Source organism: Fulvivirga sp. (assembly GCF_040218215.1).
Lineage (GTDB): Bacteria > Bacteroidota > Bacteroidia > Cytophagales > Cyclobacteriaceae > Fulvivirga.
Genome location: NZ_JAVJQL010000003.1, coordinates 43,918 through 59,233, shown reverse-complemented (window position 1 = coordinate 59,233; position 15,316 = coordinate 43,918). Strand labels below are relative to the sequence as shown.

The window sequence follows — 15,316 nt, the reverse complement described above, 5'->3', positions numbered from 1 at the left end:
AACCAAAAAAATGATGAAATTAAGATTAACACTACTTATGACATTTACTTCAATTATTTCTGTTTCTGCGCAGTATTTTGTTGAAGAAAACCTTTCATTTTCAAAAAAGAAAGGGGCATATGTAATAACCAATGCAGGTGAAAGAATTGATGGGGAATTCGCTTGGTTAAAATTCAATCGATACAGCATCAAAGAGCTAGCGCTTGATGTTAACGGAGAGAAGAAAAAGTTTACGGCAGAAGAGATTAAAGTTTTTGTGGGTGTGCCTAGCGGGTTGGCCAAGTTTTCTGATGGCATGGACAGGGCTACTGATATCAATAAGTTAGCTGGTCAGGACTTTGAAGAAGTTATTAAAAGGGATAGTTCTTATTTCGAGCAGGCTCTAATACCTCGTAAGAAAGAATTTAGAATGGTACAATTACTTAATCCTGGATTTGATAGTAAAATCAAGGTTTTTAAAGATCCATTTGGTAAGGAAACTGCTTCAATAGGTGTAGCCGGAATGAAAGTGGCAGGTGGTGATGAAAAATCAGTTTTGATAAAAAAAGAAGGTGCAGAAGACTCGATGTTTCTTACTAAAAAGAACATTGATGAAGAGTTTAAAAACATTTTTGGAGATTGCCCAAAATTGATGGAATATGTTAAAGACAAGCCTAACTCAATCAAAATGAGCAATCTTGCTGAATTCGTATTTTTATACGATCAATGGATGAAGTAGAATTTTGAACTTAATAGGAAAGCCAATGTTATTTACGTTGGCTTTTATTTTTTTATCATGAAAGGAATATCTCTGAACGTTATACGGTTGAACAAGAAGTACAGGCTTAAGAACTACGGAGATACCTATGAGTTTGAGGTTATGGAATTTTTAAGTAGCGAGAATTTCAAACTCAAAGACATCAATACACTTGAGTACTATGAACTAGCTGAGTTGACAGCTTTTGGTAGGGGTAAGGACTTTGAGATCAGAGAGATCTAGCTATTGCTGTTTTGCCCACTCTTTCGCATAGTATGTAAGAATTATATCAGCACCAGCACGTTTTATAGATAATAATATCTCATTCATAATAGCATCTTTATCCAACCAGCCTTTTTCTGCAGCTGCGCAAACCATCGCATACTCACCACTCACATTGTAGGCAGCTATCGGGAGGTCATAATTATCTTTTAACTGCTTTATTATATCCAGATAAGATAATGCTGGTTTTACCATTAGAAAGTCTGCACCCTCTTCTGTGTCCAAATCGGCCTCAATGAGTGCTTCTTGACTATTGGCAGGGTTCATTTGATAAGTTTTTTTATCACCACTCTTTGGTGCAGAATCTAACGCATCTCTGAAAGGGCCATAAAAGGCACTGGCGTACTTAGCCGTGTATGACATGATTGACACATTGCTAAAACCACTTAAGTCCAGTGCTTCTCTTATATAACCAACACGCCCATCCATCATATCAGATGGGCCGATAATGTCAACGCCCATTTCGGCCTGGGATACTGCCATTTTTCCAAGTATCTCCAGCGTCTCATCATTTAAAATATTACCATTTGCGTCAACCAGTCCGTCATGACCGTCTGAACTATAAGGATCCATGGCAACATCAGTCATTACACAAGCCTCAGGAAATTCTTGCTTTACTCTTTTCAGTGCAGCCTGATAAAAGAAGTCATTCTTATAACTTTTAGTGGCTGTTTTGTCTTTGTGATGCTCTTCAACAACCGGAAAAATGTCAAAGCTTTTGATTCCAAGTTTCATGCACTCCTCTATCTCTTTAAGCATCTTATCAATACCTAGTCTATAGATGCCTGGCATGGAGTGTACTTCTGATGTTTTATTAGGTGACTCCAGCAGAAATAATGGATACATGAGGTTAGATTGGTGTAATCTGGTTTCTTGAACCATTTGTCTTATCGCTTCCGATTTCCTGTTTCTTCTGGGTCTAATATTCATTTTTCATCAATTGTAATCCTTAAAGCAAATTTACTGATATTTTTGAGACTCATGTCTGTAAAATCTTTTGACCTTATAATAGTTGGCGCAGGTCCTGCGGGGTGTGCCTGTGCTTATGCTTTGAGGCATGAGCCTTTGAAAATAGCACTTATCGATAAAGACCAATTTCCAAGAGATAAGATATGTGGAGATGCCCTCAGTGCAGATGTGGTTAATCAACTGTATAGGATGGATCAGGATCTTGGTGAAAGATTTGCAAAGTTTTTTGAAAAGCAAGAGTCGCATGGTGTTCGGTTTTTCGCCCCAAATGGAAATAGATTGGACATTGATTTTTCCAATGAAACACATGGCGGTGCGGCTGGCTATATTTCCAAAAGGGAGCATTTTGATAATTTCTTTTATAATCAAATCAAAGATTTAGACAATGTTGAAATCTTTCTTGGTCAAAAGGTAGATCAAATCATTAGAAATGATGAAACGATAAAGGCATTTATTGGTTCGGATGAATTACATGCACCTATTATAATAGGCGCTGATGGAGCGCACTCAGTTGTGAACAGGTTTCTTGGCAAAATCAAGGTAGAAAAGAATCATTACTGTGCGGGTTTGAGGCAATACTTTACAGGTGTTGAGGGTTTTCATCAAAAAGGTCATATTGAGCTCCACTTTATAAAAGATATATTGCCAGGCTACTTGTGGGTGTTTCCATTGCCAAATGGTGAGGCCAATGTTGGCTTGGGAATGCTTTCAAGTGAGGTTAGCAGAAGGAAGATGAATCTAAAAGTAAAATTAGATGAATTAATCAAAACGCATCCGGTCCTTAAAGAGCGGTTTAGAAATGCCAGACCGTTAGAAACGGTGAAGGGCTATGGACTTCCAATAGGCTCAAAAAAAAGGCCCATATCTGGAGATCGATTTTTGCTGTTAGGAGATGCGGCTAGTTTGATAGATCCTTTTACAGGTGAAGGGATTGGCAATGCTATTAGAAGTGGCAGAATTGTAGCTGAGCATATTATCAACTGCATTAAGTCAAAACGATTTGATGCCAACTACAACCTTAGCTATGATAGGGTTATTTATCACAAGATGTGGAATGAGCTTCGGCTAAGCAGAGGGCTTCAAAAGCTCTTAAAGTTTCCGAGGCTTTTCAATTTTGTGGTTAGGAAGGCCAATAAGAATCAGTCTGTGAAATTGCTGCTGACTTCAATGTTAGATGACGTAGACCTGAAGAAGGAATTAGTGAAACCCTCATTCTACGTCAAGTTACTCTTCAGTTGATATTCTAAATTTTTAAAGAAGCAATTATGCTGGCAATAGTTCTAAGGGAATATTATCAGGGTTGTATACTTTAGGAAATCTTGTAATACAAAACTGTAATCCATAGATAGTCACAAAAACCCCGAATACTGAAGGTACAATGAAATAAAATGGATTTGATTTAAAAGTTATGATACTGGCAACGCATGCGGTTAAAATCAACGCAATAATTGCTACCCGCCTGAAGTATTTGGCAGGAGTAGTCCCAAATTTAAATTCAGCGGCCTTGTTTGACTTTATGTGCATGTGCAGCACCCTTACAAAAGTATTGTAATGATGCGATTGCTCAATAAACAATCCGTTTTGATCAAAATTCTTGCTTGTAATATATATAGGCTTCTTGTCAACGATGTTGATAGTACATGAATACTCACCCGGTGCAATAAACCCTTCTGGATTGTTTAACCATACACGAGTAACGTCACTGTACTTATAATTATAAGTAGCTCCGTCTAGTACAACTTTGAAACCATTTTCACCTAAAACCATTTGTGTTAAATGGTCTTTAGGTGAATTTTTAAATGCGTAATCCATAATTATGATACAATATATATAATTACTTGGAGAAATCCGTAATTGTTCTCTCAATTATATCGCAGCATTCATGCAGTTGCTCCTCTGTCATCACCAAAGGAGGTGCAAATCTGATAATATTTCCGTGTGTTGGTTTTGCAAGAAGGCCATTTTCCTTAAGTGCTACACAAAGGTCCCACGCAGTTGAGCTACCAGGAGAGTCGTTAATAACAATAGCATTAAGTAAGCCTTTACCCCTTACTAATGAAATAAGATCTGTTGTAGCAATAAATTTCTCCATCCGTGCTCTGAAAATGTTGCCTAACTTTCTAGCGTTCTGAATAAGATTCTCTTCATAAATAACATCAAGAGCTGCCATTGCAACTTTAGCACCCAGGGGATTTCCTCCAAATGTGCTTCCGTGCTGACCGGGCTTGATAACATTCATTATCTCATCATCAGCTAATACAGCAGAAACGGGAAAGACACCTCCAGAAATGGCTTTGCCTAAAATGAGCATGTCAGGTCTGGTGTATGAATCCTGCTGTTCACACTTGTTTTCGCAGCTACAGTCTCCACAAACCCGTAATAAACCACCAGTTCTTGCAATACCTGTTTGTATTTCATCTGCAATGAACAGAGCATTAGCATCTTTACATAATGCAGCAGCCTTCTTTATGAAGCCTTCATCCGGAACAAAGACACCAGCCTCACCTTGAATAGGCTCGATTAGTAAACCTGCAACATTTTCCTCTTTCAAGGCTGCCTCAAGAGCTGCCAGGTCATTATAAGGAATCTTTATAAAGCCCGGAGTGTAGGGGCCAAAATTCTTTCTTGCATCTTCATCATTAGAAAATGAAACGATAGTTGTTGTTCTTCCGTGGAAGTTACCTTCACATACTATAATCTTAGCCGCATTTTCAGGAATCCCCTTTTTCTCATAGGCCCACTTTCTACAAATCTTTATAGCAGTTTCCACTGCCTCAGCACCCGTATTCATCGGCAATACCTTATCGAACCTGAAATATTCAGTGATATATTTTTCATAAGGGCCTAAAACATCATTATAAAATGCCCTTGATGTCAGTGTCAATGTTTCAGCCTGGGTTTTAAGTGCCCCAACAATTTTTGGGTGACAATGACCTTGATTAACAGCACTATAAGCCGATAGGAAATCGAAATACTTCTTTCCTTCAACATCCCAAACATACACGCCTTTACCTTTTGCCAGAACTACTGGTAGGGGATGGTAGTTGTGAGCACCATGCTTATCTTCTAAGGCGATGGCATCTTGAGATGTGAATTTTTGATTAATGATAGCTTCCATAATTTAAAAGGATTAAAGATTGAACATCACTACTCGTCTCGGAGAGTAGCCATCCTTTCCTCATTCATTAAGCGGGAGAGAAATCATCCGATTGTCAAAATTAAGAAAATACAATCAAAAAATGAGTTTGTTGATATAACAAAAAGAATGCAATAAAAGCCCACTAACGAGACTGGGAAAGAGTCTGGATGTGTGCCAATTAAAACCAAAGGGCAGAGGCAAGGACCCGCCCATTTAAATTAAGGTCTAAAAAGGGTAAATATATTTAAAATCAATGTTTGGCAATTAAAATACTTTTTGTGATATTTGCAGACCCAAAATAAAAAGAGGATTTAATTTAATATTAATAACGATGTCACGAGTTTGCCAGATCACAGGGAAGAAACCTCAAGTAGGAAACAATGTTTCTCACGCAAACAATAAAACCAAAAGAAGGTTTGATATAAATCTTCAGAAGAAGAGATTTTATATCCCTGAAGAGGATAAGTGGGTTACGCTTAAAGTAACTACTTCTGCGTTGAGAACTATCAACAAAAATGGCATTAGTGCTGTATTGAAAAAGGCAAGAGCTAACGGTAATACATTAGTATAACTTTATAGCTTATAAAATAATATATCATGGCTAAGAAAGGTAATAGAATTCAAGTAATTATGGAGTGCACTGAGCACAAAGCCAGCGGCTTGCCAGGAACTTCTAGGTACATTACTACAAAGAACAGAAAAAATACCACTGATAGATTGGAATTGAAAAAATACAATCCTATCATGAAGAAAATGACTATTCACAAAGAAATTAAATAATCATGGCAAAGAAAGTAGTAGCATCACTCCAAAAAGGTGAAGGTAAAAATTTTGCGAAAGTGATTAGAGCGATAAAGTCTGACAAGACTGGCGCTTATACTTTCAGGGAAGAAATGGTGACTCTTGATAAAATTCAGGAAACACTAGCAAAAAACTAAGTAATACATTCTAAAATATGTGTTATAAAAAAGTCCCTTGTGGGACTTTTTTGTTTTATTTGAATATCCACCCAACTCAATTACGTTCATGGCATTATTCGGAGGTTTATTTTCAAAGGAAAAAAAAGAGTCTCTAGATAAAGGTCTTGAGAAGACTAAGGAAAGTTTATTTACCAAACTCGGCAAAGCCGTTGTCGGCAAATCAAAGGTAGATGATGAAGTTCTTGATCAACTTGAGGAGGTCTTAATTACTTCTGATGTGGGTGTTGATACAACAATCAAAATAATTCAGAGAATTGAAGAGCGTGTTGCCCGGGATAAATATCTTGGTGTTGATGAGCTTGATAAAATCCTAAAAGAGGAAATAGCGGCTCTTCTTTCTGAGAACAATACACAAGACCTTGCAGAATTCTCTATTCCTACTGGAGCCAAACCCTATGTAATCATGGTGGTTGGTGTCAACGGAGTTGGGAAAACCACTACTATTGGGAAGCTTTCCGCACAATTTAAAAAGGCCGGATACAATGTTGTTTTAGGTGCTGCTGATACCTTTAGAGCAGCTGCTGTGGATCAATTAATACTTTGGGGAGAAAGAGTTGGTGTTCCGGTTATTTCCAAAGGTATGAATACTGATCCATCGGCTGTCGCATTTGAAGCCGTGGAATATGGTATTAAGAATAATGCTGATGTGGTAATTATCGACACTGCGGGCAGATTGCATAATAAAGTCAACTTGATGAATGAGTTGACAAAGATTAAACGAGTGATGCAGAAGTTTGTGGAAGCTGCGCCTCACGATGTCATGCTCGTTTTGGATGGTAGCACGGGTCAAAATGCTATGATCCAGGCCAAGGAGTTTACAAAAGCTACGGAGGTTACCTCATTGGCCATCACCAAATTGGACGGCACAGCCAAGGGCGGTGTAGTCATTGGCATATCCGATGCCTTCAAAATCCCGGTTCGCTACATTGGTGTAGGTGAAAAAGTAGACGACTTACAAGTCTTTAATAAAGGAGAGTTTGTGGATTCTTTGTTTAAGAAGTAGTTATTATAATTCGTCAAAAAGGAGCTGAATTCCTTTAAACTTTTGACTAACAGCTTCTTAGCTACTTATTTTATTTCAATCTCCTCTTGTAATATTCTTCCAATAATAAAATCATTATACTTTTTAAGTATTTAAGGATAAAATTATCTTTGCAGGCTATGAGAAAGCTAGCAGTTTTAATTTTAGCCCTATTGTCATCTTATTATGGATACACTCAGAGTAACAATTGTGAAAGTGCAATTCCTGCATCTATAGGTGTGAATTACACTCCAGCTGTTCCTTTTTACTTTACGTATACTGCTAGTCAAAGGGAGGCCCTAACAATATCCACTGCAGGAACAGGCCGTGATACAGATCTTAATGTATATGATGAATGTGGGGGAAATCTAATTGCTGAAAATGATGATATAGATATTGGGGCAGGAATCTATCAATCTGAATTAACTATTGAATTATCCTTAGGCCAAACGATTAAGATTGAATGGCTTGACACATGGGAAAGTACTCCATTTGAATTTCAAATGTATCAGAAGCCATATTCAATAGTCCCCGAAACGGATTCATTGGCTTTAGTCGCTCTTTATAACAGTACAAATGGTTCAAGCTGGAATAAAAGGACCAACTGGCTAACTTCACCTGTCTCTTATTGGTATGGTATTACTGCTGAGGATGGCGGAGTGACTGAGATAAACTTAGAAGACAATGGCTTGTCTGGAGCATTGCCTCCAGAGTTGGCTAATATTTCTACACTACAAAGTCTTGTAGTTGATGGTAATGAGCTAGTAGGGCTATCAGACCTTACTTCCTTACCGGCCCTTTCTAAATTTAGCATATCCGATAATTATTTAACATTTGAAGATTTTGAAATAAATGCAGGAAAGATTACATCAAATACTTCTCAGAAGCCCTTTGGCGAAATAGGTTTCAGGACTTTAAACTTGGGTGATAATATTACATTGAATCCTGGATGGGCAGATGCATCTTTGAACAATGTACTACAATGGGAGAAGAACTCTGAGAATATTGATGCTGCAAATGATCCTACCTATAATATTCCAAGTTTGTCAAACTCAGATGAGGGTGTTTATATTTTAAAAGTTACCAATTCTGATTTTCCTTCAATAGTGCTAAAGAGCAATCCGATAACCTTATCGCTGCCCTTGTTAGAAGCAGATTCTTTGGCATTGGTTAGCCTTTACAATGCAACACAGGGGCAATATTGGGACAATGACGACAATTGGCTTAATGAACCAGTAAATACATGGTATGGAATTAAGTTAAAAGGAGGTAGAATATCAGAAATTGCCCTTTCTGATAATGGTCTATATGGATATCTGCCTGAAGATTTTTGGCAGTTGACAGCACTAGAGTTATTGGATGTCTCTAAGAATAACCTTTTTAACGAAGGAGGAGATTATATTACAATACCCTCAGATATTGGTATGTTATCTAATTTAAAACATTTAAATCTTAGTAAAATCCAGCTTAGAGGTTCATTGCCCGGTGAATTGGGGAGTTTAACAAAGTTAGAATATCTCAATTTAGGTGATGGGTTATCCAATAGCATTGTATACAGCACTGATAATAAAATAGATCTTCCACTACCGGGTGAATTTGGAAACTTGGTGAATTTAAAGGATTTGCATCTTTCTGGTATTAGGGATGACAACGGAAGCTCACCATTTCCGGAGGTAGTAACATCCCTTGTAAATCTGGAAGCACTAAGTATGTATTTCAATAATTTTCAGGGACAGTTAGCTTCTAGTATTGAAAATTTAACTAATCTAAAGAGTCTTAAAATTGATATGCCATTGCCTGAAAGTCTAAAGAACTTAAATCTCACTACCCTGGATATATCATATAATCCCAATTGGGGAATAGATTTGACAGCACTAACTACTGTGGAAGAACTTGTATTTAGAAGCAGTAAATTGGATAGCTTGCCTTCATTGCCTCCATCTTTAAAGTCACTAGATATTGGTGATAATAGGTTCTATGATATTCCGGATTTATCGGGTTCAGCAATAGAAAGCCTCATTATTGATCTTAACTATTTAGGGTTTGGTGATCTCGAGCAAGGTACACCTGAAGGCATTATTGACTTCGTGTATGCACCTCAAAAGGAATTTGGTTCTCTTCAGGAGAGATATGTACATGTTGGTGATTCTTTCTCCTTTAGTTTTGATGTGCCAGGCTCAGCGAACAGTTACAGAATAAGAGGAGAAGATATTCCAAACCCAGAGTACTCCATTGAATCGGCAACAGTTAATGATGAAGGAGACTACCAGCTAACAGTGACTAATTCATTGGTCCCAGATCTTGTCCTAAAAAGTGCGCCAGCGCTTACATTTATTTTACCCCACCTACCTATAGAAGGAGAACTTTTTGATAGAGTAGATGGTGGAGATCTTACTCAGTATGGAAAGCTGCTTCAACTTACTTATGGTGGTCAATGGGCAGATATTGATAATGATGGTTTTGAAGATGTACTGGTGACTAGCTTACCTAATGATTATCAATACCCTGTAAGGTCTTATTTATTTAGAAATGAAGGTAGTGGAAAATTTTCTAAGGTGAACTCGAATGACTATGGAATTGCTTCTGGAAGGAGCTCAGTCTTCGGGGATTATAATAATGATGGTTTTGCTGACTATTTTTCTCCTAACTCTTTCTTCGGATCTCAAATAACAACTGAAGATAGCCTCAAGCATGCTTCAATTCAGAAAAATAATGGAGATGGTACTTTTTCCCCAATTTATCTACAAGATGATGTTGAATTCAGGTCTGGTACCTGGCTAGATATAGAGAATGATGGTGATTTGGATTTGCTGGCGTTATCGAGTGAAGGAGGCTATTTGTACATCAATGAGGGAGATGATACTTTTAAAAAGGATACAAATACTTTTCCACTGGGGGCTCAATGGACGCCAGTCGCAGTAGATATTAATAATGATGGTGCTCAAGATGTGTTTATTTTAGATGGGTATAAAGATGGTGTTTTTAAAATTCGGTTACCTTATCTGAACAATGGAGATGGCACATTTGTGCTTGATGAAACAATTGTGGCTGGAGATACCAGTCAATATAACAAGGGCATTTCCTTTGCAGACATTGATAATGATGGTGATTATGATGCTTACTTGGCAACTTCGGTTTTGGTTCCGCAAGCTGAAAGTCGATTCTATATTAATGATGGCAAAGGTAATTTTTCAGTACTTCCAACAGTAGAAGTTCTTGGAGAGGTTGTTAAAGGCAGTCGAGCAAGTGCTTTTGGAGATTATGATAATGATGGCTTGGTAGATTTGTTCCTCGGGAGGTGGGGAGCAAGCAGTACAGAGTGGGTTTTGTATAAAAATAATGGTGACCTTACATTTAGTAGGCAAGTAAATTCATCTTTCGGGGAGTCTTATATTTTAGTAGGTGCCTCAATGGCGGACTATGATAATGATGGGTTCCTGGATATAGTTACGACTGCCTATGGCAGGGACTTCAATGGTTTATATCATAACAGAGGTAATTCAAACAATTGGCTTCAGCTAAAACTAGAAGGCACTGTTTCTAATAGAGGTGGTGTAGGGGCAAAGGTTGATGTCTACACTCCAGATGGGAAAAGAAACCACCAGCAAATATTGACTACCAATGGGTTTGCGAATCAAAATTCTTTGACCGCACAAGTTGGTCTGGGTACCAATATAGCTATTGATTCTGTAGTTATCAGCTGGCCTTCTGGTATAAAACAAAAACTTACAGAACTGGAGATAAATAAGAGATGGACTATTAAGGAGCATAGTTTTGAAACAGACTCTTTGGCATTGGTAGCTCTTTACAATGCTACCGCTGGAAATAACTGGAACAGAAATGATAACTGGCTGGAAGCACCGGTAGCTTCTTGGGAGGGTATTTCTCTCGAAAATGGAAGTGTAAGAGGCATAATTCTGCCAAGCAATAATCTTGATGGAGAAATTCCCGAGGACGTTATAAATATAACTGAGTTGGAAACTGTAAATTTCGCAGATAATAAAATAACCGAAGTCCCAGATTTAACACGTCTCTTAAGACTCACTTCAATCAGACTTGATAGTAATTATTTAGATTTTGCAGATTTGGAGGCATTAGTATCAATGACTGGCCTGACATACAACAATCAATTCAGCTTTGACTCTCCATTAGATACATTAATTGATGAGGGAAACAGTCTTTCTTTATCTTTTATGATTGGAGGCTCAAGTAATCAGTATCAATGGTATAAAGATAATGTGATACTTGCTGATAGCATCAGAAATGAAATCTATTTTAACAGCGTAGGAACGGGTAATGAAGGTGAATATTATGCTGCAGTTAATAGTGCCAAAGTTCCGGATTTAGTTATCAAATCAGCAATAAGAAAGCTAATGATAAATTATGATGTGGAAATGGACTCTTTAGCTTTAGTTGCATTATACAATTCTACTAATGGAGTGAACTGGAATAAGAATAATAATTGGTTATTGAATCCGGTTTCTTCGTGGGAAGGAGTTGCTATTAAAGATGGCCATGTTAGAACCCTGAATTTGCCAAAGAACAATCTTGATGGTGATATCTCTGAAGAATTTTTAAATATGACAGAACTTGAGCAGGTGGATTTTTCTGATAATAAAATAACAGGTGTTCCAAATGTTACAGGTCTATTGAAATTGAGTTCCATTAAACTCGATAGTAACTATTTGGACTTTGCTGATTTGGAAGGTATTGCAACTATGACCGGTATAACATACAGCAATCAATTCACGCTAGACACACCTGTAGATACAATAGTTAATGAAGGGAGTGCCCTCTCTATATCTTTTAATGTCGAAGGGTCAGGTAATGAGTATCGATGGTTTGAGAGTAATGCAATTCTTACCGATAGTACAAGAAGTGAACTTTATTTTAATAGTATAGATGAAACCAATGGAGGAGAGTATTATGCTGAAGCTACGAATGCCAGCGTCCCAGGTTTAACACTAACTTCTGCCACTAAGAAGGTAATGGTTGAATCAATTTTAGGACTGGATGAAGCCAGTAATCTTGTGTTTTTACCTTACCCTAATCCTGCAACAGACAAGATACACATCCAATGGGACGCTGAAGATGCAGAGGTTCAAGTGCTTATTTATAATGAGGTTGGAGAGAAGATTTCTGGCCAAATCATTTCTAAAGATCAAGCTCAACTGGATGTCAGTAATCTGAAAGCTGGAACCTATATTGTTAGCTTAGAGTCAAATGATGGCAATGTTAAAAGTACTTATCGAATTGTAATTGAAAGATAAGTGGGGGGTATCGATTTCATTTGTTAATACATAGCTAGAAGTCCTTTAATGGGGCAGGATATGAGTTTTGTCTAAGGTTACTTCAAAATACCCACTACTAGGTATTTCCTAAAATTTTAATAATTATGACATTGCATATTCAATAATATGAATGTGTCAATCAATCGGTTCGAGCTATTTATCTTAATCATGACGATCATCTTGCTGATAGTCTAATTTTTCAGCGGTGGTAGTAGAGCGGCAAATGCAATCTTAGAAAGATAAAATTCACAGGTGTTGGTTTAGGGAGTTAAGTGTCGAGGCTCAGCTCCCTATTTTATTTCTTCTATTTTATCCTTCTTGAAAGGAACTCTAAAGATCAACCAATACTCAAGCCCCCAGGCAGACTCGCGAGTGGCAGCACCATAACCAGGAATCCAGTGCGGGGCCAATGCGTTGTTCTCATAGTTGTCATTTACCCTGAACTTAAAACGCGCTGTATATCCTGACCACACGTATCTCGTCAAGCGCACCTTTAACCCAGTGGTGATTTCAAACCAATTACTTTTAAGTTCACCGTTTGACACTCTTTTGGTATTATCTCCATAAACCTGATTCTGATAATCATAAATAATATAATCCTGATATTTTGATCGGGCATATCTTAAACCTATAAACAGTGCGTTCTGCTTTGGATCTTTATGGAAAAAATTTATATCCGGGCCTACTTTTATAAAGGTGCCCTCATTATAATAATTGGATGCAGGTGCAATCCAATACCTTTCAAATTTGCCGTATTCAAAGTTTAAAAAATATCTGTAGATGTCAATATCTGCACTAAACTTCCATTGTCTGACATCACCTTGAGTAAATGCTCTAATGCCATTCTTTTGCACACCTTGACCAAAACTTACAAGGTCAAGGCCTACCCTTAAACCAGTAGGTTTAAATTTAGAAGGCGCCTTCTGTATTGAATCTTTCAGAGCGGGTTTAGCTATGGTAGCGCTATCAGGTTGACTTTCGGTTTGTTGACCAAAAGATATCAGTGAAGCCTGAACAAATAAAATACTAATTAAAAATCTGAACATTTTCTGTTACTATGTTAGACTCACCTAATGTTATTTGTAAAGACCTATTAACAAACCTAATCGAATCGAAGTCGTTTCTTGCCCTTCTTAAGTTTTCAATCATAATTTCAGCTCCACATTCCTCAGAAATCAGCCTCGTTACGGTGTTGTAGCTCAGTATTAAAGTATCAATTCCAAATTCAGTATCAAAAACTGCAGTTACTGAGGTGTCAGATGGATTTAATGGTAATAGGACGGATCTTGTTGATGTCACATTCTCCATAAGAACACTATCAGAACCTACCACTTGCAGCCTATTTACTCTAATGGCCAATGCGTCACCAGTATTTATATCATAAAACCCAATTCCCATTGTAGTGCTCGCCAGGCGAATACAATCTGGCTCATTACATCCTACCAAAAAAAGATAGGCTAAAAACATTATTCCTGCTAATTTTCTCATTAATCGGCTGCAAATATAACTATCCCTCGGTCAACCAAGAAGCAATTTTATTTTTCTTAATTTTGCCCCTTAAACACCACTGATTTTGAAAACCAAGGGAAGAAAAAAGGACAAGGTAAATATTGTAACGTTAGGTTGTTCTAAAAATATTGTTGATTCAGAAGTAATGTTGACGCAACTGCGTGGTAACAAAATTGATACCACTCATGAATCGACCAAGGATGACGCTAATATTGTTATTGTCAATACCTGCGGTTTTATTGATAATGCCAAACAAGAGTCTATTGACACCATCCTCAGATATGCAGATGCCAAGACTGAAGGGCTCATCGACAAATTGTACGTAACTGGTTGTTTGTCACAGCGATATAAAGATGACCTAGAAAGGGAAATACCGCAAGTAGACTCATTTTTTGGGACTAGGGATTTGCCTTTGTTGCTCAAGAAATTTAAGGCCGATTACAAGAAGGAATTGGTTGGGGAAAGGATACTGACAACATCAAACCATTATGCTTATCTTAAAATAGCCGAAGGCTGCGACCGTCCCTGCTCTTTCTGTGCTATTCCAATTATGAGGGGCAAGCACATTTCAAAACCCATAGAAGCGTTGGTTTTAGAAGCTAAAAATTTAGCTAAAAATGGAACCAAGGAACTTCTTTTAATAGCTCAGGACTCCACATACTATGGACTTGATATCTATAAAAAAAGAAACCTGGCAGAGTTATTGGCAAAACTTTCTGATGTTGAAGGTATCGAGTGGATAAGACTTCATTATGCCTTTCCTACGGGCTTTCCTCTTGATATTTTAGATGTTATGGCCGAGCGGGATAACATATGCAACTATCTGGATATGCCGCTACAGCACGGGTCAACTAATATGCTAAAAGCCATGCGCAGAGGTACAACCAGAGAAAAGCAGGAAGAGTTAATTCAAACTATTAGAGAAAAGGTGCCGGGTATTGCGCTGCGAACAACACTTATCTCTGGTTACCCGGGAGAGACAGAGCAGGACTTTCAGGAGATGTATGACTTTGTGGAGCGATCCAGATTCGAAAGACTGGGGATTTTTAACTACTCACATGAAGAAAATACCCATGCATATAATTTTACAGATGATGTGCCTGATTCTGTGAAACAAGAAAGGGCCAATGCCGTTATGGACTTACAGGAAAAAATTTCCCTGGAAATCAACGAAGCAAAAATTGGCAAGACTTTCAAAACTTTAATAGATAGAGCTGAAAGCGGAACTTTTATAGGTAGAACGGAATTTGATTCACCAGAGGTTGATAATGAGGTAATCATCGAATCAGAAGATAATTATCTTAGGTTGGGAGATTTTGTTAATGTGAAAATTAACGATGCCACGGAGTTTGATTTGTATGGCGATGTGGTGAAATAAATTTAAAATGA

At 37.6% G+C, this 15,316-nt stretch carries 14 protein-coding genes; 9 read left to right on the top strand and 5 right to left on the bottom strand.

The features are described from left to right. Window positions 1-10: 10 nt before the first annotated feature. Both RIB54_RS00860 and RIB54_RS00855 read left to right on the top strand, forming a co-directional pair. Complete coding sequence (locus RIB54_RS00860) at window positions 11-718, top strand: hypothetical protein (protein ID WP_350098850.1); 708 nt, start codon at window positions 11-13, stop codon at window positions 716-718. A 57-nt stretch (window positions 719-775) separates the two neighbouring features. Further along, window positions 776-979 carry a hypothetical protein gene (locus tag RIB54_RS00855; RefSeq protein ID WP_350071034.1) on the top strand — a complete coding sequence of 68 codons (204 nt, stop codon included), beginning with the start codon at window positions 776-778 and terminating at the stop codon, window positions 977-979. On the opposite strand, the gene hemB is transcribed toward RIB54_RS00855, so the two are convergent. Beyond that, on the bottom strand, window positions 980-1,948 hold the full coding sequence (hemB, locus tag RIB54_RS00850) for a porphobilinogen synthase (protein WP_350071037.1): 969 nt from the start codon (window positions 1,946-1,948) through the stop codon (window positions 980-982). A gap of 51 nt (window positions 1,949-1,999) precedes the next feature. Between hemB and RIB54_RS00845 the strand changes: the two genes are divergently transcribed. After that, window positions 2,000-3,226: an NAD(P)/FAD-dependent oxidoreductase gene (locus RIB54_RS00845; RefSeq protein ID WP_350098848.1), complete on the top strand. Its 1,227-nt coding sequence runs from the start codon at window positions 2,000-2,002 to the stop codon at window positions 3,224-3,226. Between the two features lie 24 nt (window positions 3,227-3,250). On the opposite strand, the gene RIB54_RS00840 is transcribed toward RIB54_RS00845, so the two are convergent. Together RIB54_RS00840 and rocD are read right to left on the bottom strand one after the other, a co-directional pair. Further along, window positions 3,251-3,799: a hypothetical protein gene (locus tag RIB54_RS00840; protein WP_350071043.1), complete on the bottom strand. Its 549-nt coding sequence runs from the start codon at window positions 3,797-3,799 to the stop codon at window positions 3,251-3,253. A 22-nt stretch (window positions 3,800-3,821) separates the two neighbouring features. Then, window positions 3,822-5,105: an ornithine--oxo-acid transaminase gene (gene rocD / locus RIB54_RS00835; RefSeq protein ID WP_350098846.1), complete on the bottom strand. Its 1,284-nt coding sequence runs from the start codon at window positions 5,103-5,105 to the stop codon at window positions 3,822-3,824. Between the two features lie 352 nt (window positions 5,106-5,457). Here rocD and rpmB point away from each other — a divergent pair, with 352 nt between their 5' ends. The 5 genes from rpmB (at window position 5,458) to RIB54_RS00810 (ending at window position 12,397) form a co-directional block, all read left to right on the top strand. Beyond that, window positions 5,458-5,697 (top strand): 50S ribosomal protein L28, encoded by a 240-nt coding sequence (gene rpmB / locus RIB54_RS00830; RefSeq protein ID WP_155188292.1) that lies wholly within the window; start codon window positions 5,458-5,460, stop codon window positions 5,695-5,697. 26 nt (window positions 5,698-5,723) lie between these two features. Next, on the top strand, window positions 5,724-5,906 hold the full coding sequence (gene rpmG / locus RIB54_RS00825) for a 50S ribosomal protein L33 (RefSeq protein ID WP_155188294.1): 183 nt from the start codon (window positions 5,724-5,726) through the stop codon (window positions 5,904-5,906). A gap of 2 nt (window positions 5,907-5,908) precedes the next feature. Next, window positions 5,909-6,064, top strand: coding sequence for a DUF4295 domain-containing protein (locus RIB54_RS00820; RefSeq protein WP_350071050.1), 156 nt, complete (start codon window positions 5,909-5,911; stop codon window positions 6,062-6,064). 88 nt (window positions 6,065-6,152) lie between these two features. Further along, on the top strand, window positions 6,153-7,109 hold the full coding sequence (gene ftsY / locus RIB54_RS00815; RefSeq protein WP_350098844.1) for a signal recognition particle-docking protein FtsY: 957 nt from the start codon (window positions 6,153-6,155) through the stop codon (window positions 7,107-7,109). 158 nt (window positions 7,110-7,267) lie between these two features. Beyond that, a complete protein-coding gene (locus RIB54_RS00810; protein ID WP_350098842.1) occupies window positions 7,268-12,397 on the top strand; it encodes an FG-GAP-like repeat-containing protein in 5,130 nt (1,709 codons plus the stop codon). Window positions 12,398-12,708: 311 nt separating this feature from the next. Here RIB54_RS00810 and RIB54_RS00805 read toward each other — a convergent pair whose 3' ends face one another. Next, on the bottom strand, window positions 12,709-13,464 hold the full coding sequence (locus RIB54_RS00805; protein WP_350098840.1) for a DUF6048 family protein: 756 nt from the start codon (window positions 13,462-13,464) through the stop codon (window positions 12,709-12,711). Beyond that, window positions 13,445-13,906 (bottom strand): DUF6452 family protein, encoded by a 462-nt coding sequence (locus tag RIB54_RS00800; protein ID WP_350098838.1) that lies wholly within the window; start codon window positions 13,904-13,906, stop codon window positions 13,445-13,447. The genes RIB54_RS00805 and RIB54_RS00800 overlap by 20 nt, the downstream gene beginning before the upstream one ends. 85 nt (window positions 13,907-13,991) lie before the next feature. On the opposite strand from RIB54_RS00800, the gene rimO reads away from it, so the two are divergent. After that, complete coding sequence (gene rimO, locus RIB54_RS00795) at window positions 13,992-15,305, top strand: 30S ribosomal protein S12 methylthiotransferase RimO (RefSeq protein ID WP_350098836.1); 1,314 nt, start codon at window positions 13,992-13,994, stop codon at window positions 15,303-15,305. The last annotated feature ends 11 nt before the right edge of the window (window positions 15,306-15,316 follow it).

Coding starts and splice junctions, on each gene's coding strand:
- RIB54_RS00860 (WP_350098850.1), top strand. CDS start 11: ATGATGAAATTAAGATTAACACTACTTATGACATTTACTTCAATTATT.
- RIB54_RS00855 (WP_350071034.1), top strand. CDS start 776: ATGAAAGGAATATCTCTGAACGTTATACGGTTGAACAAGAAGTACAGG.
- hemB (WP_350071037.1), bottom strand. CDS start 1,948: ATGAATATTAGACCCAGAAGAAACAGGAAATCGGAAGCGATAAGACAA.
- RIB54_RS00845 (WP_350098848.1), top strand. CDS start 2,000: ATGTCTGTAAAATCTTTTGACCTTATAATAGTTGGCGCAGGTCCTGCG.
- RIB54_RS00840 (WP_350071043.1), bottom strand. CDS start 3,799: ATGGATTACGCATTTAAAAATTCACCTAAAGACCATTTAACACAAATG.
- rocD (WP_350098846.1), bottom strand. CDS start 5,105: ATGGAAGCTATCATTAATCAAAAATTCACATCTCAAGATGCCATCGCC.
- rpmB (WP_155188292.1), top strand. CDS start 5,458: ATGTCACGAGTTTGCCAGATCACAGGGAAGAAACCTCAAGTAGGAAAC.
- rpmG (WP_155188294.1), top strand. CDS start 5,724: ATGGCTAAGAAAGGTAATAGAATTCAAGTAATTATGGAGTGCACTGAG.
- RIB54_RS00820 (WP_350071050.1), top strand. CDS start 5,909: ATGGCAAAGAAAGTAGTAGCATCACTCCAAAAAGGTGAAGGTAAAAAT.
- ftsY (WP_350098844.1), top strand. CDS start 6,153: ATGGCATTATTCGGAGGTTTATTTTCAAAGGAAAAAAAAGAGTCTCTA.
- RIB54_RS00810 (WP_350098842.1), top strand. CDS start 7,268: ATGAGAAAGCTAGCAGTTTTAATTTTAGCCCTATTGTCATCTTATTAT.
- RIB54_RS00805 (WP_350098840.1), bottom strand. CDS start 13,464: ATGTTCAGATTTTTAATTAGTATTTTATTTGTTCAGGCTTCACTGATA.
- RIB54_RS00800 (WP_350098838.1), bottom strand. CDS start 13,906: ATGAGAAAATTAGCAGGAATAATGTTTTTAGCCTATCTTTTTTTGGTA.